Annotated in this window: 22 protein-coding genes; 2 read left to right on the forward strand and 20 right to left on the reverse strand. The window is 49.7% G+C overall.

Going from position 1 to position 19893, the window contains the following annotated elements; translation table 11 throughout:
• Nucleotides 1-14: 14 nt before the first annotated feature.
• The 12 genes from spoIIIAF to BFJ94_RS09130 form a co-directional block, all read right to left on the reverse strand.
• Complete coding sequence (gene spoIIIAF / locus BFJ94_RS09075) at nucleotides 15-812, reverse strand: stage III sporulation protein AF (protein WP_120462370.1); 798 nt, start codon at nucleotides 810-812, stop codon at nucleotides 15-17.
• 63 nt (nucleotides 813-875) lie between these two features.
• A complete protein-coding gene (gene spoIIIAE, locus BFJ94_RS09080; RefSeq protein ID WP_120462371.1) occupies nucleotides 876-2066 on the reverse strand; it encodes a stage III sporulation protein AE in 1191 nt (396 codons plus the stop codon).
• Nucleotides 2067-2082: 16 nt separating this feature from the next.
• Nucleotides 2083-2472: a stage III sporulation protein AD gene (spoIIIAD, locus tag BFJ94_RS09085; RefSeq protein ID WP_120462372.1), complete on the reverse strand. Its 390-nt coding sequence runs from the start codon at nucleotides 2470-2472 to the stop codon at nucleotides 2083-2085.
• A 10-nt stretch (nucleotides 2473-2482) separates the two neighbouring features.
• The gene (gene spoIIIAC / locus BFJ94_RS09090) at nucleotides 2483-2686 is read right to left on the reverse strand and encodes a stage III sporulation protein AC (protein WP_036621734.1); all 204 of its coding nucleotides are present in this window, start codon (nucleotides 2684-2686) and stop codon (nucleotides 2483-2485) included.
• A gap of 57 nt (nucleotides 2687-2743) precedes the next feature.
• A complete protein-coding gene (gene spoIIIAB / locus BFJ94_RS09095; protein WP_120462373.1) occupies nucleotides 2744-3262 on the reverse strand; it encodes a stage III sporulation protein SpoIIIAB in 519 nt (172 codons plus the stop codon).
• On the reverse strand, nucleotides 3255-4253 hold the full coding sequence (gene spoIIIAA, locus BFJ94_RS09100) for a stage III sporulation protein AA (RefSeq protein ID WP_120462374.1): 999 nt from the start codon (nucleotides 4251-4253) through the stop codon (nucleotides 3255-3257). The genes spoIIIAB and spoIIIAA overlap by 8 nt, the downstream gene beginning before the upstream one ends.
• Nucleotides 4254-4353: 100 nt before the next feature.
• Nucleotides 4354-4620 carry a YqhV family protein gene (locus BFJ94_RS09105; RefSeq protein ID WP_120462375.1) on the reverse strand — a complete coding sequence of 89 codons (267 nt, stop codon included), beginning with the start codon at nucleotides 4618-4620 and terminating at the stop codon, nucleotides 4354-4356.
• 155 nt (nucleotides 4621-4775) lie between these two features.
• The gene (locus BFJ94_RS09110) at nucleotides 4776-6029 is read right to left on the reverse strand and encodes an aspartate kinase (protein ID WP_120462376.1); all 1254 of its coding nucleotides are present in this window, start codon (nucleotides 6027-6029) and stop codon (nucleotides 4776-4778) included.
• 292 nt (nucleotides 6030-6321) lie between these two features.
• On the reverse strand, nucleotides 6322-6879 hold the full coding sequence (gene efp, locus BFJ94_RS09115; protein ID WP_120462377.1) for an elongation factor P: 558 nt from the start codon (nucleotides 6877-6879) through the stop codon (nucleotides 6322-6324).
• A 35-nt stretch (nucleotides 6880-6914) separates the two neighbouring features.
• Nucleotides 6915-7988 carry a M24 family metallopeptidase gene (locus BFJ94_RS09120; RefSeq protein ID WP_120462378.1) on the reverse strand — a complete coding sequence of 358 codons (1074 nt, stop codon included), beginning with the start codon at nucleotides 7986-7988 and terminating at the stop codon, nucleotides 6915-6917.
• 54 nt (nucleotides 7989-8042) lie between these two features.
• Entirely contained in the window at nucleotides 8043-8480 is a 438-nt protein-coding gene (gene aroQ, locus BFJ94_RS09125) for a type II 3-dehydroquinate dehydratase (RefSeq protein ID WP_120462379.1), read from the reverse strand.
• A 126-nt stretch (nucleotides 8481-8606) separates the two neighbouring features.
• Nucleotides 8607-9149 carry a YqhR family membrane protein gene (locus BFJ94_RS09130; RefSeq protein WP_120462380.1) on the reverse strand — a complete coding sequence of 181 codons (543 nt, stop codon included), beginning with the start codon at nucleotides 9147-9149 and terminating at the stop codon, nucleotides 8607-8609.
• 269 nt (nucleotides 9150-9418) lie between these two features.
• Here BFJ94_RS09130 and BFJ94_RS09135 point away from each other — a divergent pair, with 269 nt between their 5' ends.
• Together BFJ94_RS09135 and BFJ94_RS09140 are read left to right on the forward strand one after the other, a co-directional pair.
• A complete protein-coding gene (locus tag BFJ94_RS09135) occupies nucleotides 9419-10420 on the forward strand; it encodes a DUF1385 domain-containing protein (RefSeq protein WP_120462381.1) in 1002 nt (333 codons plus the stop codon).
• A gap of 6 nt (nucleotides 10421-10426) precedes the next feature.
• On the forward strand, nucleotides 10427-10753 hold the full coding sequence (locus BFJ94_RS09140) for a hypothetical protein (protein ID WP_120462382.1): 327 nt from the start codon (nucleotides 10427-10429) through the stop codon (nucleotides 10751-10753).
• Nucleotides 10754-10770: 17 nt separating this feature from the next.
• Here the strand turns inward: BFJ94_RS09140 and BFJ94_RS09145 are convergent, their stop codons facing one another.
• From BFJ94_RS09145 to metG, 8 genes are all read right to left on the reverse strand, one after another.
• Nucleotides 10771-11739, reverse strand: a complete 969-nt coding sequence (locus BFJ94_RS09145; protein WP_120462383.1) for a patatin-like phospholipase family protein — start codon at nucleotides 11737-11739, stop codon at nucleotides 10771-10773.
• A gap of 79 nt (nucleotides 11740-11818) precedes the next feature.
• Entirely contained in the window at nucleotides 11819-13447 is a 1629-nt protein-coding gene (locus BFJ94_RS09150; protein ID WP_120462384.1) for a family 10 glycosylhydrolase, read from the reverse strand.
• Nucleotides 13448-13587: 140 nt separating this feature from the next.
• A complete protein-coding gene (mntR, locus tag BFJ94_RS09155; protein WP_120462385.1) occupies nucleotides 13588-14013 on the reverse strand; it encodes a transcriptional regulator MntR in 426 nt (141 codons plus the stop codon).
• A gap of 111 nt (nucleotides 14014-14124) precedes the next feature.
• Nucleotides 14125-14838, reverse strand: a complete 714-nt coding sequence (locus BFJ94_RS09160; protein WP_120462386.1) for a cytochrome c biogenesis CcdA family protein — start codon at nucleotides 14836-14838, stop codon at nucleotides 14125-14127.
• A 41-nt stretch (nucleotides 14839-14879) separates the two neighbouring features.
• The gene (locus BFJ94_RS09165; RefSeq protein ID WP_120462387.1) at nucleotides 14880-15683 is read right to left on the reverse strand and encodes a metal ABC transporter permease; all 804 of its coding nucleotides are present in this window, start codon (nucleotides 15681-15683) and stop codon (nucleotides 14880-14882) included.
• A 46-nt stretch (nucleotides 15684-15729) separates the two neighbouring features.
• Nucleotides 15730-16488, reverse strand: coding sequence for a metal ABC transporter ATP-binding protein (locus BFJ94_RS09170; protein ID WP_120462388.1), 759 nt, complete (start codon nucleotides 16486-16488; stop codon nucleotides 15730-15732).
• A gap of 37 nt (nucleotides 16489-16525) precedes the next feature.
• Nucleotides 16526-17515 (reverse strand): metal ABC transporter substrate-binding protein, encoded by a 990-nt coding sequence (locus tag BFJ94_RS09175; RefSeq protein WP_120462389.1) that lies wholly within the window; start codon nucleotides 17513-17515, stop codon nucleotides 16526-16528.
• A gap of 168 nt (nucleotides 17516-17683) precedes the next feature.
• Nucleotides 17684-19669 carry a methionine--tRNA ligase gene (gene metG / locus BFJ94_RS09180; protein ID WP_120462390.1) on the reverse strand — a complete coding sequence of 662 codons (1986 nt, stop codon included), beginning with the start codon at nucleotides 19667-19669 and terminating at the stop codon, nucleotides 17684-17686.
• Nucleotides 19670-19893 lie beyond the last annotated feature (224 nt).

The following is a 19893-nucleotide window of genomic DNA, read 5'->3' on the forward strand; positions in this document are numbered from 1 at the left end:
GATATAATGTTCTATCATTGATCTAGCACAGTTACAGCTTCGCGTGGAACGCCCCACTGTCTGCTCAGCAGTTCCTCGATCTGTCGCTTGATTCCGGCTTCAGCCTGCTTCGGTTGCTCAGGCTCTCCAATGGCAAGCTCAGCTCCTGGAGCATCTTTATTAGCGATCACCGCTTGAGTCTGCTCCTCCTGCTGTCCCATGCTCTCAGGGCTAGTAGCGGTTTGTCCGGTCTTCAACTTGACATCGATGTTCACCTTATCTACCGGCTGCACCGATATTCCATTCTTCGGCTGCTGTTCTCCGCTGCCCGCTTCCTCTGTTCCCGCAGCGGCCATCACAACCTCGACCATGGAATAGGCTAGCTGGTTCGTCTGTGCAGCCGGTACAGAAGGAGTTCGGGAATCCTGCGCTTCACTGATCAGCTTAACGGTCACGCGCCTCACAGCCTGGCCGGTCTCCTGCTCAATCGACTGCTTCATCTGTCGGGCCGCTTCCTCCGCCGCATACTGCAACGCTTCAGCCTCTTGCTTTTGTCTTAACTTCTCACCCTGCTTCAGAATGGACTGCGTGCTCTGGCCCGTATCCTGGCTGCCAGGAGCGATGAACTCATCCATAATAGCTGTCTCAAGCTTCTGTTTGGCCTCAGGGGCAAATATGCGGACAACCGGAGCGATTAACGTTAACAGGATCAGCAGGCTGACGACAAAACGCACATATCGTTCCATCGCCCGATTCGGCAGCAGCAGGTCGACAAAAACCGCGAATAGCACGATAATTATAATTTGCTTAAGCCACTCTCCCAGAAAACTCACACTTGCCTCACCGCCTTACCTCAATTAACGTCTAACGTCGCTGGTAAACCGCTACTGCCACGGTTAGCGCATCATCACTGTAACGTTGCCTGCTGTCAGCATGATCGTAATTGCCAGGAAGAACATTAGTCCCACGGCGGCCAGAGCCGCGAATACGTAGATCATGCTCTTGCCGATGGTGTCCAGACAGATGACGATCGGTGTATCCCCTAATGGCTGCATTACAGCAGCGGATAGATTAAAGATCAAGGCCAGAACTAATATTTTGATCGCTGGAAAAGCACATAAGAACAACAGAATAATAACTCCGACCAGACCGATTGAATTCTTGACTAGCAGGGAAGCCGATATCACGGTGTCGGTCGCATCCGCGAACACCTTACCGACGACCGGAACGAAATTTCCGGTTAAATACTTCGCAGTCCTGAGCGTAACTCCATCCACTACAGAGCCGGCGATCCCTTTTATCGATATGACTCCGAGGAAGACGGTCAGCAGAACACCCAATAGACTCATGCTGAGCGTCCGCAGCAGATTCCCGAGCTGGGTCAATTTATATTTGTCGGACAAGGTGCTGACGATATGCAGGATACCCGAGAAGAATAACAATGGGAAAATGATCGTATGAACCAACGTGCCTACGGTATGAACCATGAATACGACGAGCGGATGGGTAACCGACACGGTCGCCACATTTCCCATGGAAGCAAGCAAGGTGAACAACAGCGGAACCATCGCCATCATAAAGTCGATCATTCCGGTAATAGCCCCCGTGGCATAACTGATCGCTACATGGAAGCTGTTGATCGCCAGCACCAGAATCACCATGAAGCAGATGGAATAGGCTACCTTACTTACCTGCTTACGCTCAAATGCCGATTGCAGCGTCTCCAGGATCATACTGAAGATCGACAGCAGGACAATTGTGACGAGAATATGACCGTTGTACAGCACTTCATGCCACATATATCGCATCAGACCGAGAAAGCCTGTCTTCATGGAGAAGCCCTGACCTTCCTGAACCAGCATGTCCATAAAGGAAGGAACGTCCCGATCCGGAAAAAAGCCTCCATACTCCTTCATCAGATTATGCCAGTATGTCTCCACTTCATCGGTTGGCAACTGTTCAGTCTGCCGCTCGATCCACCTACTATCAGGCCCTTCGGCCATGACCCGGACCGGCCACAGAATTAGAAAACCAAGGACGAGCAGGATCAACGTCCTATGTTGATAGCTCAATTGGATTGATCTCATCTCGCACCCACCTTAGCTATGTCGGCAGCAGCTTGATGACTGTCTCGATAATAATGCTGATGATCGGAATCGCCAGGACCATTATCATCACCTTGCCCGCCAGCTCAATCTTTGAAGCGATGCCCTCTTGCCCGGCATCCTTGACGATCTGTGCTCCAAATTCAGCGATGTAGGCGATTCCGATGATCTTGAGGATCGTCTTCAGGTAGATCATCTGCACGCCGGAGGAGGTTGCCAGTTCCTCCAACACATCAATAATTCCGCCAATTTTACCGATCAGGTACAAGAAGATATATATTCCCGTGCTTGCCCCTATCAGAAAGGCAAACATCGGTTTCTGTTCTTTAATAACGAGGATCAGCACCGTCGCCAGCAATCCGATGCCTACAATCTGAATCATTTCCACGGCTCTTCACCTACTGGAATAGAAAGATCGATTTGATTTCCTGGAACAAATTGTCCAGCAAGCGGATGACCATGAACAGCACAACGACAAATCCGATCAACGTCACCCAATGGGCCATGTCTTCTTTTCCCATCTGCTTCAGTACCGTATGGATCATGGCGATAATGATTCCGATGCCTGCAATTTGAAAGATCGCGTTCACTTCTATGTTCATTGAAATGGCACCTCACAATTAGTTTCACCGGTGACAATTGGATAAGAGGGATGCTCTTCAATAGAGGATGATTACGATAAAAGCGCCGAACAGCAGCCCCAAACTTCTGAACATTTTCTCGTACCGATTCTGTTCTTCACGCGCTTCATGCTCCTCACTCTCCAACTGACGGACCGCTGTGGCAATATGTCCAAGCTGGTCCTTACGATCGCTTGTCCCGAGCGTATAGCTGAACTGCCTCATAATATCCTGCTCTACCGCTTTCATCGCCGTGGTCTTCCAGCCAGCCTCCAAGGCTAGCTGCAGCGCCTCCTGTGCGGTTCGATTATCCGGCGGCTTCATATTCTGCGCTGCCCTATGAAAGATCGAGCCTACCGCCCCTCCGCTCTGTTCCCCGATTCTATCCAGTGCGTCCGGCAGCGGGGTGAAACCATACATGATCTCGGTTTCCAGCCGTTTCAGCGCGAGAATCAGACGACGGATCTGTTGCGGCCGGTTCGCATACTGCCTGGCTTGAAGCCATCCGGCCAGCGTCGTAGCTGCGATGACGAGTACAGCTCCCAGCATCTTAAGCATCCGCTTCCCTCCCCTTCATGCCTGGGGGAATCAGTGGAATCCCTCTCCGCTTCGCATCCCAGAGCCGGAAGGTCAAGCCTTGATCGCTGCGCCGCAGAGTGACATACATTTGAAAGAATCCGGAGTCTACCAGCTTCGAGAGTACCGGACGGGAGCCGATATCATCGATATCCGCACCATGGGCGGTAGCGATCACGCGAACTCCCGCATGCAGCGCTTCGACGAGCGCCTCGGCATCCTCCGGCCTGCCGATTTCATCCACCACCATGACCTCCGGCGACATCGAGCGAATCATCATCATCATGCCTTCCGCCTTCGGGCAGCCGTCCATCACATCGGTTCGCGGCCCGACATCATAGCTCGGGACTCCGTCCCGACAGCCAGCGATCTCGGAGCGCTCATCGACGATGGCCACCTTCAATCCCGGCCACCTCGCTTCGGGATGCCGCCAGGTTCCGCTGCTGATCTGCCGGGCCAGATCACGGATCAGGGTAGTCTTCCCTTGCTGCGGCGGAGACAGGATCAAGGTGTGCAGCACGCTTTTCTGCTTGAAATCGAGTAGAAGTGGCAATACCTGATCGGCAGCCCCGCATACCTCGCGTGCAATGCGGATATTGAATCCGCTGATGTCACGGATATGCTCTACCTTACCGCCACCGAGCACCGTCCTGCCAGCTAGTCCAATCCGGTGGCCGCCGGGGATTGTAATAAATCCCTTACGAAGCTCTTCCTCCATCGTATATAAGGAATGATTCGTAATCAGATCGAGCAGGCGGCTGCTGTCCTGCTTGTCTGGCTTGAACGCCGCTTCGGCATCGCGCGTAATCCCGCCGTCAGCCGTCAGGAAATAGAATCTTCCGCCTGTATTGACCTCTAGCGGACGGCTTTCCCGAATGCGGACCTCCTCCAATCTCGTAAAGACAGAGGGCGGTAGTTTCTGCAGCAAATGTCGAAGTCTGTCCGGAAATACACTTAACCAGTTCGGGTCCATTCTCGTACCCCCAACGCCTTTTCTCTTTCATTTCTTATATGTTGTGAATTGTCATATCTCATGTGTATGCCTGTACTTGATGTTTATGACGGGAAATCTATCATTTTTTCAAAATACCGATTAAGAGACAAACAACTCCGATAGCAATCCAAAGTATCTTCCCCCACGACAGCTTGTAAGCCATCCCGGCTAGTCCAATTGAAGTCGTCAGGATCAATACGGTTGGCCCGACCAGAGCCAGCGCCGAATTGACGGCTAATGCCCGGTCGACCCGTCCTAACCTTAGCATCAGCAGGGCCGCCATAATTTCAATCGATCCTGACATCAATCGGATGAACGACATACTGCTTACGTATTTATCAAGCATATGAACCTCCTTCTTGTCCCATTTACACTCTCTTATCTATATGCCCGAATATCTTTTTTTATTAAAAAAAGAAAGAAGCCGCACAACCGTCTACCGGTCATACGACTTCTCCCTCTATTTCACTCTCGATTTATAAAAATAGCTACTATGGATGCCTATCGGCGATCCTGTGGACCGCCTACGAATACTTGGCTCTCCGTATCCAAGCCATAAGCGGTATGCAGAGCTCGAACTACCTCGTTCAGCCTGGAGCCTTCGATCACACAGGATACCTTAATCTCGGAGGTGCTGACCATCTTGATGTTCACGCCTTGCTCCGAGATCACCTTGAACATTTCCGCCGCCACCCCCGGGTGACTGACCATACCAGCGCCTACAATCGATATTTTGACCAATCCATCCTCTGAGGTAACATCATCATAAGGAATCTCGTCGCGAATGCCGCCCAGCACTTCCAGAGCTCTCTCCCGATCATCCAGTCCAACCGTGAAGGAGAAGTCTGCTTTGCCAGCCTGTACACCGCTCTGTACAATAATATCTACGTTAATCTTCGCTTCTGCCAGAGAGCTGAACACTTTCGCCAGCACACCCGGTACATGGGATACTCCCAAAATACTAATCCTTGCTACATTCTTATCATAAGCGATCCCGCTTACAACTACGCCTTGTTCCATTGTAGCCTCCTCCTTCACAACAGTACCTTCATTATGATTAAAGCTCGAACGAACAACGAGACAGACCTGGAATTGCTTCGCATATTCTACAGCGCGCGGATGAAGCACGGCGGCGCCTAAATTGGCCAGCTCCAGCATCTCATCATAGGAAATCTCATTTAATTTACGGGCATTCTTCACTATTCTTGGATCTGTTGAGTAAATGCCATCGACATCGGTATATATTTCGCAAAAATCCGCAGACGTTGCAGCCGCTAATGCCACTGCCGTCGTATCGGAACCGCCACGTCCAAAGGTCGTAATCTCGCCCTCATCTGTCATCCCCTGGAAACCGGCGACGATGACGATATTGCCTTCGCTCAGCGCAGCTAGTACGCGCTCCGGTTTGATATCTGTAATCCTCGCCTTACCATGCTCCGCTTCCGTACGAAATCCGGCTTGCCAGCCTGTAAAGGAGACTGCTTTGCGACCGAGCGCATGGATCGCGATCGATAATAGCGAAATTGAGATTTGTTCTCCCGTAGTGAGCAGCATATCCATCTCACGCAGCGGTGGGTTACTGTTGAGCAAATTCGCCTGATCGATCAAATCATCAGTGGTGTCGCCCATCGCCGACACGACCACCATCACCTGATGGCCTTCATCCTGTTTCTCTACTACCCGGCGAGCGACACGCTTCATGCGCTCAGTATCCCCAACTGAGCTGCCCCCGAATTTCATAACATATACAGCCAAACTGATTCCCTCCCTGGTATCCAAGCCACTTAATCTGAACTGCTTCTCATTTCTCTTGCTTCACTAATGCTTTAAAACAGTATAATACGGGAAACCCGAATGAAGTCAATGCTTTTTACATACATATTTCAGAAATTTCCGTACAAAAGGACAAACATTGCCGTTAATATTCGATCCTGAGCCCGCCAATATCTGTATATGTACAAAAAACTCTCCACCTATTAATTTAGATGGAGAGGCAAATAAGCGATACATATCCAAGCTATAGCCCTTGCAGATTATTGCAATACGACTACGCGCGGGAGATGTATTTACCTTCACGAGTATCGATGAGCAATACGTCGCCTTCGTTAATGAACAGCGGAACTTGAACATTCAGGCCCGTCTCCACCTTCGCATTCTTGGTAGCACCGGTCGCCGTATTCCCCTTGATCCCAGGCTCAGTCTCAACTACCGCCAGCTCTACGCTATTAGGCAGGTTAATCCCGAGAATTTCGCCTTGATAGCTAACGATCTTAACGCCCATATTCTCTTTCAAGAATTTAAGCTCCCATTCCAGTTGCTCTTCAGGCAAGCTGAATTGATCGTAAGTCTCGTTATCCATGAATACATGCTCTTGACCACTGGAATACAAATATTGTACATCGCGGTTCTCGATCATGGCCCGTCCAATAGTTTCACCGGCACGGAAGGTCTTCTCCACGGTATTCCCGTTGCGGAGGTTTTTCAATTTAGAGCGTACGAACGCTGCGCCCTTACCAGGTTTTACGTGCTGGAAATCAAGCACCGTATAAATATCGCCGTCCACCTCGACGGTCAAGCCTGTTTTAAAATCATTTACTGAAATCACTAAAAGAACCTCCTCAAATAGGGTTAAAGAATAATCTACGAAATTATCGTAAAGTCTTTGCTCGATTCCGTCAAACGGCGGTTCCCGTTCTCCGTCATAATGACATCATCTTCAATCCGTACCCCGCCAAAACCCGGAATATAAATCCCCGGTTCAACGGTAACAACCATACCTGGCTGAAGTACGGTATCGCTTCTTAGAGACAGGTTAGGAGCTTCGTGAACCTCCATGCCCAGTCCATGACCTGTACTATGGCCGAACTGTTCTCCGTAGCCGTAGCGCGTGATCACATCACGGGCGAGAGCGTCCGCTTCACGTCCGGTCATACCTGGTCGTAAATGCTCCAGAGTATGCAGCTGAGCTTCAAGCACAATGTCATATATTTCACGTTGTTTGGCATCAGGCGTGCCTACCATTACCGTGCGGGTAATATCCGAGCAATATCCGCCCAGCAGCGCCCCGAAATCGAGGGTGACCAGATCCCCGCTCTCAATCACCTTGTCGCTAGCGACACCATGCGGCAGTGAAGAGCGAACCCCGGATGCTACGATCGTATCGAAGGAGCTTGAAGTCGCTCCATTCTTGCGCATGAACATCTCCATTTCTAGCGCCATGTCATGCTCCGTGACTCCCGGCTTAATTACGTCCAGCATATGAACGAAGGTCCGGTCTGCCAGATCGGCAGCTTGCTTCATAATGGAAAGTTCATCGGCATCCTTGAATGTACGCAGACCTTCAACGAGTCCTTTGACAGGAACGAACTCACAAGGAGCAAATGCTCTCTCATAAATGCGATAAGCTGAATAGACCACATTATCCTCTTCAAATCCAAGCCGATTGATCTGTTCTGCCGCAAGCAATTCCTTGATTGTATCCGTAACAACCGGGGCATGCTTCACGATCTCAAATCCTTTGGCTTGCTCTGCTGCTTGCGCTGTATAACGGAAGTCTGTTAACAGATACGCCTTCTGCTGTGTAACCAAGACATAACCAGAGGTCCCGGTAAAGCCCGTCAAATAGCGGCGGTTCACATCACCGGTAACTAAAACGGCTTCCACATGATGGGTTTCCATCGCTTCGCGGAGCCGAGTAACACGTGTGCTCACCATAATTAAACTCTCCCTTTAATATCAGCTTTCTTGTACTAATCCATTCGTCCTTCATCACTTGCTTAGATGACGCTTCAGTGCCAGCAAGCCCATCTCATAGCCGAACGATCCGAATCCGGAAATCTGTCCAAGCGCAATCGGTGCGATCACCGAATGATGCCGGAACGCCTCCCGCGCGTGAATGTTGGATAGATGCACCTCGACTACCGGCAGCTTCACTGTCGTCAAGGCATCACGCAGAGCATAACTGTAATGGGTAAGTGCCCCGGGGTTAATCAAGATGCCCTCGCATGACCCATAAGCCGCATGAATCTTGTCGATAAGTTCGCCCTCATGGTTCGATTGGAAGAACGTAAGGGACAAATCCTCTGCTTCAGCCAGCTTGCTCAGCTTGATCTCGATATCGCCTAAGCTTTCGGAACCGTAAATGCCCGGCTCGCGAACACCAAGCATATTCAGGTTAGGCCCGTTCAGCACCAGGATGTTAAACATCGCTGATCACCCTTCCTTTGATATAACCAGTACGATACCGTCCAAAAAGAGATTACCCGTACTTTTCGAACATGAACCAAAAGTAATTTTAACATAGGAGGGAGTCAGTTGAGAAGCTTTTTGTCCTTAATGCCGCGGATTCTCGGCCGGAATCTTCATAGAATTCTGCCCTTGCTTGTCTGATGATTTCTCGGGCTCTCGCTTTCTCTCATCAGTAAATTCATGGGCTGTAGAATAACCGATGAACAGGCCCCAGAGCAAGTAGAGGCAAAATTCACTGATGATCGTAGTCGTTGACAGCTTACGAAGCGGCTCGATCATATGAAAGGTCGGACCAACGAGCATGAATATAATTCCCCACCAGACGACACCGTAGAGCATGCCGGGATACGGTCCCCTAAGCTTGCGTAAGAGAAGCACGTACAGGAGGGTTGCCAGCAGCGAGAAGAGAACGAAAAACCCCCATCCGACATAATAACCAGGCTGGCTGTTCAGAAATTGATGCTTAAAGAAGGGCTCCACCAAATACCCGGGCACGACCGTCGTTAAGTGCAAAAAATATAAAATAGCCTTTATCCCTCCCCAGATGAGTCCGGCAAATAAACCCACCTCCAACGTAAACAGCCACATATTCGTTCCGTTCTTTGGATTATGTCCCTGTGGATCCATATTACATTTTCCTTTCTATAGAGGTAATGAACCTCTAACGAACGTGGTAACGTCTTAGAAGAAATAACGATAACCCGTTTCGTTAGAAGAGAAACATGATCAGTTTGTAGATTAGTATGTACAATTTAGAAGGCGCTAATCTAAAGCAAACTAGAATTTGACCGCAAATTCCTATACAATGGAATCATTCCAGTTAGACCCTTTCGTCCTCCGGAACGCAGATCGATGATCTGCAGCAAATAATTATTACTTTAGGGAAGGTGAAGTATTTGCCTGAAGAATCAAAACCCGCAATATATGGCGGTCAGGCCGTCATTGAAGGAGTAATGTTCGGCGGTAAACACGTCAATGTTACGGCGGTCCGCCGTAAGAGTGGAGAAATTACATTTCTAGAAGTGCCGAAGCAGGAGAAGAACTGGGTGAGGAAGCTCCGCAAGATCCCACTGATCCGCGGCCTCGTCAGCATAATTGATTCCAGTGCCAAGGGCTCGAAGCATCTGAATTATTCAGCTGAAGCGATGGCCGATGACGAGATGGAGCCGGAAGAACGCGCCAAACAGAAGGAAAAGGAAGAATCCGGCCTGTCCATGGCTATGATTTTTGGCGTCGCCGTCGCCGGAGTGCTGTCTTTTATTGTCGGTAAGATTATCTTTACGGTTGTCCCTGCGATCGTGGAGGAATTTCTGTTCCAGCACGCCTTTGACAATCAGACGCTGCACACGTTGGTAGAGGGGGCAATCAAGATCATTCTCTTGCTCGCCTATCTATGGATCATGTCACAGACACCCGTGATCAAGCGATTATTCCAATATCATGGGGCTGAGCATAAAGTCATTAGCGCTTATGAAGCCGGCGAGGAGTTGACTCCTCAGAACGTGCAGAAATACAGCCGCCTCCACTATCGTTGCGGCAGCAGCTTCATTATTTTGACTGTGATTATCGGAGTTATCATTTATTCCCTGCCGATCTTCAGCTGGGATACGCTATGGGAGCGGGTCTATATCCGTCTTCTGCTACTTCCTCTGGTAATCGGTGTTTCCTTTGAAATGCTGCGGATTACGAATGCGATGAGAGACATTCCTGTCCTTCGTTTTCTCGGATATCCCGGACTTTGGCTACAGCTGTTAACTACCAAAGAGCCGAATTTGGAGCAACTTGAGGTATCGATCGCCTCCTTCAACCGGATGCGTGAACTGGATGCAGTGATAGAGCGCGAAGGAGCGATGGATACTTCCCTGGAGCATTCAGCACTGGATCCCGTGAAAGGATGATGATCAATGAAGAAGCAGGCCATCGTGTTTTGGCTTCTGATCGCTTTTGCAGCTTTTGGTATAATAGGTGGATTATTGGACGGAGGAGGGGCTCACTGGAGTACGATCCTGGTTCCCGTACTTGTCGTGGGGATTATATTTATACTCTATAAATATCCACCACGCAAATATAGAAAGCAGAATCCGAAGGTGAAGCCCTCTGCCCGGACGATGTCCAAATTAGCAGCAGAACGCCGCGCGGCCTCATCCGGACAGAAACGCAAATCTTATCCTTTTCAAGTGATCGATGGTCAAAAGGGTAAAAATGAAGATGATATCCCTAAATATCATTAAACTTCTAAAATTTCATATTAAATGATGATAGCCTGTTGGTACTTTTTGAATTGCGCTTCATAATACTGGGTATTCCAGTCTTTGAAGAAGCGCTCCCCGGATCTGAGTCCGGATTCATAAAGCAGCAGGCTTTCTTCTTGTGTAATATTGAACTGGGTCGTGCCGATGCCAAGCGTAGGGATCTTGATCGTCCGGTAACGATTGGTCTGCTCAATATACCGCTCATCATGTGCGGATAGCATCGTCGCTACCATAGCCTCCAGCATAGAGAACGGGCCGCGGATCAGATGGGGTTGGTTGCTGTTCTTGCCGACCATTTGGAAGCCGACCGTCGGAATTTTTTTCTCCCCGGGCCGCGTCATCTCACGGTCAAACAGCCATAACGGAAAATTACTCAGCAAACCGCCATCGACGATATGGAGAAATTGATCTGCAAACGGCTTGCCCTTGGCTTCCCGAGGGGACAGCCTGAGCAGGACTGGATCGAAGAAATAAGGAATACTGCAGCTCATTCGCACAGCCCGCGCTACCTCAAATCCTCCCGGCTGAATACCGATTTTCTCCAGATCATCCGGCAGCACCAGAATTCTCCCGCTTGTAATATCCGAAGCGATGATTCTGAGCCGCCCTTTCTCCAGATCACTGAAGGTCCTGACCCCTTTTTTGAGCAAAATTTGTCTAATCCAATCTTCTAAGGCTTCGCCCGAATACAAGCCTTTCTTTAATAGCACTCGCAAAGCCGGCCCGATCAGAGCAATATTAAAAATAGGCGCTCTCTTCAGAAACTTGCTGAAGGAGGTCTCTAAAATAAGCTCTCTCATCTCTTCAGCATTATATCCGGCTGCAATGAGAGAAGCGACGATAGAGCCTGCCGACGTCCCTGCGACTTTATGAAATTTCCCGCCGTGGAGCTCAGCTGCCCGGACTGCTCCAGCCAGCGAAATGCCCCTGACGCCTCCACCTTCAAACACGCCGTTAATCAGCATATAAAAAGCCCCCATCCCATACACAAGTCTAATGCTTATGTATGATGATGAGGGCTGTTCGTATGACTATGAATTATATCTATAACCCATAATATGATTGCAAAAGAGGTATAAGACCTAATGGATTCTTGCGAAGCTCCTTGGCGCTGAAGAAGATGCTTCCGCTTACTTCTGATACGCCGCGATTATAGTTCAACTGATTGATAATTTCCTGAGCACTGTTCCAGCCCGCTTCCGAGGTTCCCAGCTTATAAGGGGCATGGCCGATATACAGCTTGACGCGGCTACCAGCGACCTCCTTCGCCCACCAGTCTACCAGAGTATCATATCGAGCGACATTGAAGCTCATACTCCAATAAATCTGCGGGGCTACGTAATCAACCCAGCCGTTCTGAATCCAGGCTCTTACATCGGCATACGTACTATCGTAAGCGGTGATGCCAGCCTTCGTATCCGAGCCGGTCGGGTCCGTGCTCTTGTTGCGCCAGACCCCAAAAGGACTGATCCCATAGGATACCTTAGGCTTCGCCTGATGAATGCTACTGCCCAGTTCCCTCACGAACTCATCGATATTGTCACGACGCCAGTCCCCTTTATCATTCAGCTGCTTGGAGTTGAACTGCTTATAGGTGCTGTCATCGTTGAACTTGCTCGATTTCGTCTCTCCCGTCGGATAGAAATAATCATCCAGATGTACCCCGTCGATATCGTAGCGGTTGACTACTTCCATAATCGCATCGATCACATGCTCGCGTGCTTCCGGGATGCCCGGATTGATATACAGCTTATTGGCGAACTTCACGATCCATTCCGGGTGGCTGTTCGCCACATGATTGTCCGCCAGCTTGGCCGTATTGGTATCCGTGCTTGCCCGGAACGGGTTGAACCAGGCATGGAATTCCATACCGCGCCGATGCGTCTCTTCAATCATGAACTGCAGCGGATCATACCCCGGGTCCTTGCCTGAGGTTCCTGTCAGATAGGTGCTCCAGGGAACGAGCTCCGATGGATAGAACGCATCTGCCGAGGGGCGCACCTGCACGAAGACGGCATTGATCCCCATCCCTTGCAGGTCATCCAGCAGCTTCGTAAATTCTTGCTGCTGTGATTCCACTTTCCCATTGGCAGCACTGCTTGGCCAATCCAAATTATATACCGTGGAGATCCAAGCACCGCGAAGCTCACCGCTTGTCTGCGGCGGATTCACAGGGGGCTGCGGTTGCGGATTCTGTCCTGTCTCTCCCGGCTGCTGGGTTCCTCCGTCCTGCGAAGTCAGTGAGATCGTCTTCGATGCTTGATTCCAGACGACTTCCAGCCCCAGCTGCTCACTGACAAAACGAAGCGGCACCATCGTCCGCCCCTGACTATTCTCCACCGACACATCCAGGGTGACAGGATTTCCATTCACCTCAGCTACACTTTTGCCTGTAACTAGCACGAGCTTGTTGCCGTCCTTCTGGATTGTCGCCGTTCTCGAAGTCTGAGACCAGAGCACATTCGCCCCCAGGCCTTCGCTGACAACTCGAAGCGGCACCATCGTCACATTTTCCTTAGGCTTCAGATAAGGAGCAGTATCGCTCGGAAGCCTCTCTCCGTTCAGGAAGATCTGAATGCTGCCCGATGCTGCCGCCTCGGTCTGCAACGCTCCGGCGAATGGCCAGGCGATCAATAGAACGAGTAGCGGAATAAACCATGTTCGTAATTTCATCTGTTACCTCCGATTAATAGATTGTGACGCAAGAATCGCTCTACCATTCTAACGCACAACCTATGACCGGAGTTGCGGTCTGCTGCAAAATTGGTACTAAAGAAACAAAAGACATCTGCCTAATGAGACAGATGCTAATGTTATGATTCGCCTAACAGCTCCTGATGAAGTTCACGCAATTCCCGGAGCCTAGACTCATCCCGTTTGAAAAATTCTACCAATGAAGCTATACAGGTGATCGAATCCCAGCTAAGATGATGTTCGATTCCTTCTACATCTGTATAGATATTGCTGTCGTCAACGCCGATTAGCTCCAGGAACTCTTCCAGCAGTTGATGGCGATCAACTAGACGTTTCCCTACTCGTTTGCCCTTATTCGTCAATACCAGACCGCGGTATTTCTCGTAAATTAAATATTCGTCCTTGTCCAGCTTCTGAATCATCTTCGTAACGGAAGAAGGATGTACCTCCAGACCTTCCGCTATATCGGACACCCGTGCGTATCCTTTCTCATCTATGAGCTTATAGATACGCTCCAAATAATCCTCCATGCTCGGCGTTGGCATCTAACTACCTCTTTTCCCTGAGTTCACACGGGCTAATTCACCCGTTACTCTGTTAATGATACATGTTATGCTCGTCTATTGGCAAGTACATACCTCCTATTACTGAGATGCTTAAAATTTGAGCCATTCGGGTGTAATTTGCTGGAGCCAAATTGTAATCTTCGTCATTTGATCCGTAAATAGAAGAATACCCATCAGCAACATCAAAACTCCGCCGACTTTCATAACGATTCCGGAATAACGGACAATCCAGCGCGTCTTCCCGATGAAGAAGGCCAGGATGAAGAAGGGCAGAGCAAATCCCAAGGTATACGCCGTAATTAGACCTAGCCAGGCACCCGGCTCGCTGACCGCCATCGCGATGATCGCCGCTAGTATAGGGCCGACGCAAGGTGACCAGCCCGCCGAGAAGCCAATACCGAAGATAAAAGAGCCTATGTATCCCGCTTTATTTAATTTTAAGTCCATTTTGCGCTCTTTTAATAGAAACTGAGGTTGGAAAATGCCTAGCAAGAACAAGCCCATCGCGATGATCAATACGGCAGAGAGCTGCCGGATCAAATCACGATTCTGATTGAAGAACTCGCCGAACATCCCGGCACCGAAGCCAAGGGTATAGAACACAACTGAGAAACCAAGGATGAAAGCCAGTGTATGAGTCAAGGTCCGGAAACGGACATCCCTTCGCTTCTGCTCCGTCTTCAGCGTCTGCACTGACATGCCTGTAATATAAGACAAGTAAGACGGATACAATGGCAAGCAGCAGGGAGAAATAAACGAAGCCAAGCCCGCCGCGAAGGCGACCCCTAAATGGATCTCGGTCATAACATCCTCCCTATTTCATCTTTTCTATTAATAGGTTGCGCTCAAGCTGATAAACCGCGCTTGCCGATAATCGTCAGAATCAGCATGGCGATCAGGAATAGCACAATCGTCGCGCCGGGAGCGAGATTCCAGATTCCGGCGATAACGAGACCAACCACGACAGCAATCTCGGAGATCACTACCGAGAATACGACCGATTGCTTGAAGCTTCTAGCTAGAAGTAAGCTAGTCGCCGCCGGTATAGTCAGCAATGCAGAGACTAGCAACGCACCGACTATCTTGATCGCTGTACTGATTACAAGGGCGGTAAGCACCGTAATGAGCATATTCAGGAACTTGACAGGCAAGCCGCTGACAGAAGCCGCATCCTCTTCGAAGGTGAGTAGGAAGAACTCTTTAAATAGAAGAGATATAGCAACGATGACGATCACGGTAATCGCACCGACGACATATAAATCGACCTGATCAAGCGTATAGATACTCCCGAATAAATAACTGTTAACATCTGTATTGTAACCCATTCCGAGGGTAAAGAACAATGAGGCCAGCGCAACTCCTCCGGACATGATAATCGCAATAGATAGCTCGGCATAGCCTTTATAGGCTTTGCGCAGCTTCTCGATGGCAAACGATGCCGCTACAGCGAAGGCCAGCCCCACCCCGATCGGATAAATATTGATCAGGAGGCCAAGCGCTACGCCAGCAATCGTCACGTGAGCCAGAGTATCGCCGATCATAGACAATCGCCGCAAGACAAGAAAAATGCCGATCAGGGGGGCGGTAAGACCGATGAGCAGCCCGCCTGTCAGCGCACTAAGAAAGAAATCCGCAGTTAATATTTCCAAATAGAACATCTCCTCTTTACATTTCAAACTGCATGGGCGGTTTTATTCATAATATTGAATGACTCAAATCAGGGATAGCACATTCAGGATCATGAGAGTGGCGGACATAGAGATCAATCGCACCACAGCAGCCTTTGGGCTCAAAGCCCATATACCCATGAATGAAATCGAGATCATGAGACACCATCAGGAACGTCATTTGGTGATGGGCATGCAGATGGCAGATCAACTCGAAGAAGTCGGCCTGTGTCTGGGCATCGATCCCGACCGTCGGTTCATCAAGGACGAGCAGGTCAGGATGATTGATCATCGCTCTTGCCAGGAAGACACGCTGTTGTTGTCCGCCGGATAGCTGTCCGATCTTTTTGCCAGCCAGATCACTTATCTTCATGACTTCAAGTGCGTCATCACACTTCTGCTGCTCCGCTGCCCCAATTCGTCGGAACATCTTCTTGTTGCTGTACAGCCCCGATAGTACGACTTCGCGAACTGTAGCCGGGAACAGCGGGTTGAAGGAATTCTTCTGAGGCACATACCCGACCCGCTCCCAATCACGGAAGCGGCGGATCGGTTGGCCGAACAGTCTGATTTCCCCCGAGCTCGGAGGTAGAAGCCCGACCATCATGCGCATTAACGTGGTCTTGCCTGCCCCATTAGAACCGATAACCCCTACGAAATCCCGTTCTTTGACTACAAAGCTGAAATCGGTTATTACCTTTTGATCCTGATAAGCAAATGAGACATGATCCATTTCTATTATATTGTCATGGCAGTATTCTTTGGATATAGATACTTGTGGTTTCATAGATAAATCCCTTTCTGCTGCAATCTTATGACTTCTTTTATTGTAGAGCGAGAAGCAGATTTTGCAGATTTTTCTCCATCAAAGTGAAGTAGTTCTCTCCAGCCTTGTCCTGCTCTTTGGTCAAGCCCTCCACCGGGTTAAGCACTAAAGTCTGTACTCCCGCTTCACTAGCCAGTGTCTTGGCCAATCTATCGGATACCAATTCTTCAAAGAAAATATATTTAATGCCTTCTTCCTTCACCATGTTGGATAGAGCCACGATATCTTGCGCTCTCGGCTCCGCCTCTGGAGATAATCCCATGATCGCATGCTGCGTTAATCCATAGTCACGGCACAGATAACCGAAGGCTTGGTGGGATACGACGATTTCCTTCTTGCTTGTATTCGCCAGCTCGGTAGTAAATTTACTGTCCAGTTCATCCAGCTTTTTAGCCAGCTCTGCGTATCTGTTCTCGTATTCCGCTTGATGCTCCGGATCGACTTCAATGTAACTGTTCTTGATATTCTCGGCGATGATCTTGGCTGATTTCGGACTGACCCAGGTGTGGGGATCGATATGATGACTGCTGTCATCATGATGTTCTTCTTCACCATTCTCAGCAGCTTCCTCGCCGTGATGATGCCCATCATCCCCCTCTGCGGTAATCAGCGAAACGCCATGGCTCACTTCAACCGGCTTCACCACCGCATCACTGCCCAGCCCTTTCAAGAAATTCGGAACCCAGCCCTCAAGCCCGGCGCCATGGTACAGGAATAGCTGCGCTTTCGATGTATTCAGTATTTCCTTGCTGCGCGGCGTCCAATCATGCGGCTCGACCCCCGTCGGCAGCAAATTAGTTACATTCGCCTGATCCCCACCGATCGCCTTGGCAAATTCATAGATAGGATAGAAGCTCGTCACAACATTAACCTTGCCTGGAACGATGTCAGAACTACTGTTCTTTCCACAGCCTGATATGACAACAATAAGCATTAGCATGATCAAGATAAATCCCTTGTTCACCCATCTTCGTTTGTTCAAAAACATATAATATACAACCCCTCGCCTTAATCGTAATAATTACTATTAGGATTATATGTTCTCTTTTAAACTTTTGTCAACTATATTCTTTAAAAATTTTGCTAATGACCCGAAGTGGGGTACATGAAAAAACCGCCAGAGTATAAATCTCATGGCGGTTTAATCTCAAGTCTCTTACTTCACAACTGCTCCGTTCAGCATGGAATCCGACACTGTAGCCAATGTAAGCTGCTCCCCTTGCGAAGCTGCAAGAATCATACCTTGCGACAGCTCGCCGCGCAGCTTCACCGGCTTCAAATTCACGACGCAGATGACTTTGCGGCCAACCAGCTCTTCCGGCTTATAGAACTTGGCAATCCCGGACACAACCTGGCGTTGCTCAAAGCCCAGATCGAGCTGCAATTTCAGCAGCTTATCCGCTTTTGGTACCGGCTCGCAAGCGAGTACCTCCGCCACTCTCAGCTCTACCTTGGCGAAATCATCGATACCGATCTCCTCTTTTAATTCCGGCTGCTCCATTTCTGGCTTATCAGCTGTAGGTGCGCCTCCAGTCATCGAGTTATCGATGTACTCAATTTCCTTCTCCATTTCCAGACGCGGGAAGATCGGCTCACCCTTACCTAGCTTCGTTCCCGCCGGAATCAGGCCAAAGCTCTTGATGCTATCCCAAGCTGTTAATTCTCCCGGAGTAATGCCGAGCTGCTCCCAGATCTTCGCAGGAGCCTTCGTCAGGAACGGCTGCAGCAGGATCGAAATGATCCGCAGCGCTTCAACCAGGTTCACCATGACGGAAGCAAGCTCATCACGCTTGGCTTCATCCTTGGCAAGCACCCACGGCTGCGTCTCATCGATATATTTATTGGTACGGCCAATGAATGCGCTGATCGCTGTTAGAGCAACGGAGAATTCCAGCTTCTCCATCACTTCCTCTACCTTCTCAACGGTACGCTGTGCCATATCAGCCAGATCCGCATCATAAGCTGTTACATTCGGACGATAGGCAGGTACGACGCCGTCAAAATATTTTCCAACCATCGCTACGGTACGATTGAGCAGGTTCCCCAAATCATTAGCCAGATCGGAGTTCACCCGCTGTACGAAGCTCTCCGGTGTGAACGAACCGTCAGCGCCAAACGGCACCTCACGCAGCAAATAGTAACGGGTCGCATCCAGGCCATAGCGATCAATCAGCACATTCGGATCGACGACATTGCCTTTGGATTTGGACATTTTGCCGCCCTTCATCAGCAGCCAGCCATGCCCGAATACCTTCTTCGGCAGAGGAAGATCGAGCGCCATCAGCATGATCGGCCAGTAAATCGTATGGAAGCGGACGATTTCCTTGCCCACGAGGTGAACATCCGCAGGCCAGTAGCGATTGAACAGCTCTTCGTTATCGCTGCCATAGCCCAGAGCCGTAATATAGTTCGTCAGAGCATCGATCCATACATAGACAACATGCTTCGGATCGCCTGTGACTTTAATGCCCCAATCGAAGGTCGTACGCGACACCGCCAGATCCTCCAGCCCCGGCTTGATGAAATTGTTGATCATTTCATTCTTGCGGGATTCCGGCTGAATGAAGCCAGGGTTGTCCTCGTAGAACTTCAACAGACGATCCACATATTTGCTCATGCGGAAGAAATAAGATTCTTCCTTCACTAGTTCTACCGGGTGGCCACTCTCCGGACTTTTGCCGCCGATGACCTCGCCTTTCTCATTGCGGACTACGTCCACCAACTGCGACTCCGTATAATAAGTCTCATCCGGGATGCTATACCATCCTTCGTATTCGCCTTTGTAGATATCGCCCTGCTTCAAGAGGCGATCGAATATTTCAGCGACGACCTTTTTATGACGAGGCTCAGTGGTACGAATGAAATCATCATTCGAAATGTCAAGCTTCTTCCACAGCTCCTTGATCCCGACAACGATATCATCGACGAACTGCTGCGGAGTTTTTCCTTTTTCCTGGGCCTTCTGCTCGATCTTCTGCCCATGCTCATCGGTGCCAGTCAAATAGCGGACATCATATCCGCGCAGCCGTTTGTAGCGCGCTATAGCATCGCCAGCTACGGTCGTATAAGCATGACCGATATGCAGCTTATCGCTCGGATAATAGATCGGTGTGGTGATGTAGAATGTTTTCTTGTCAGACATACTGTCATCTCCTTAGATATAATAAAACAAAAAAACTCCCGCCCCATCATGGGACGAGAGATCTCTCACGTGTTACCACCCAAATTCCCCGTGCCTTCACAGGCAAACGGACTCAGTTGGTTGCTGCCGCAACCTTCCGTTAACGCCGGAACCCGCGCCGCTCCCTTATCGGCTAAGCTAATCCACAAGCTACCCGACTCGAAAGCAGTTCCTCCAGGACCATA

Origin of the sequence: Paenibacillus aceti, assembly GCF_003614185.1 — a bacterium.
Classification (GTDB): domain Bacteria; phylum Bacillota; class Bacilli; order Paenibacillales; family Paenibacillaceae; genus Fontibacillus; species Fontibacillus aceti.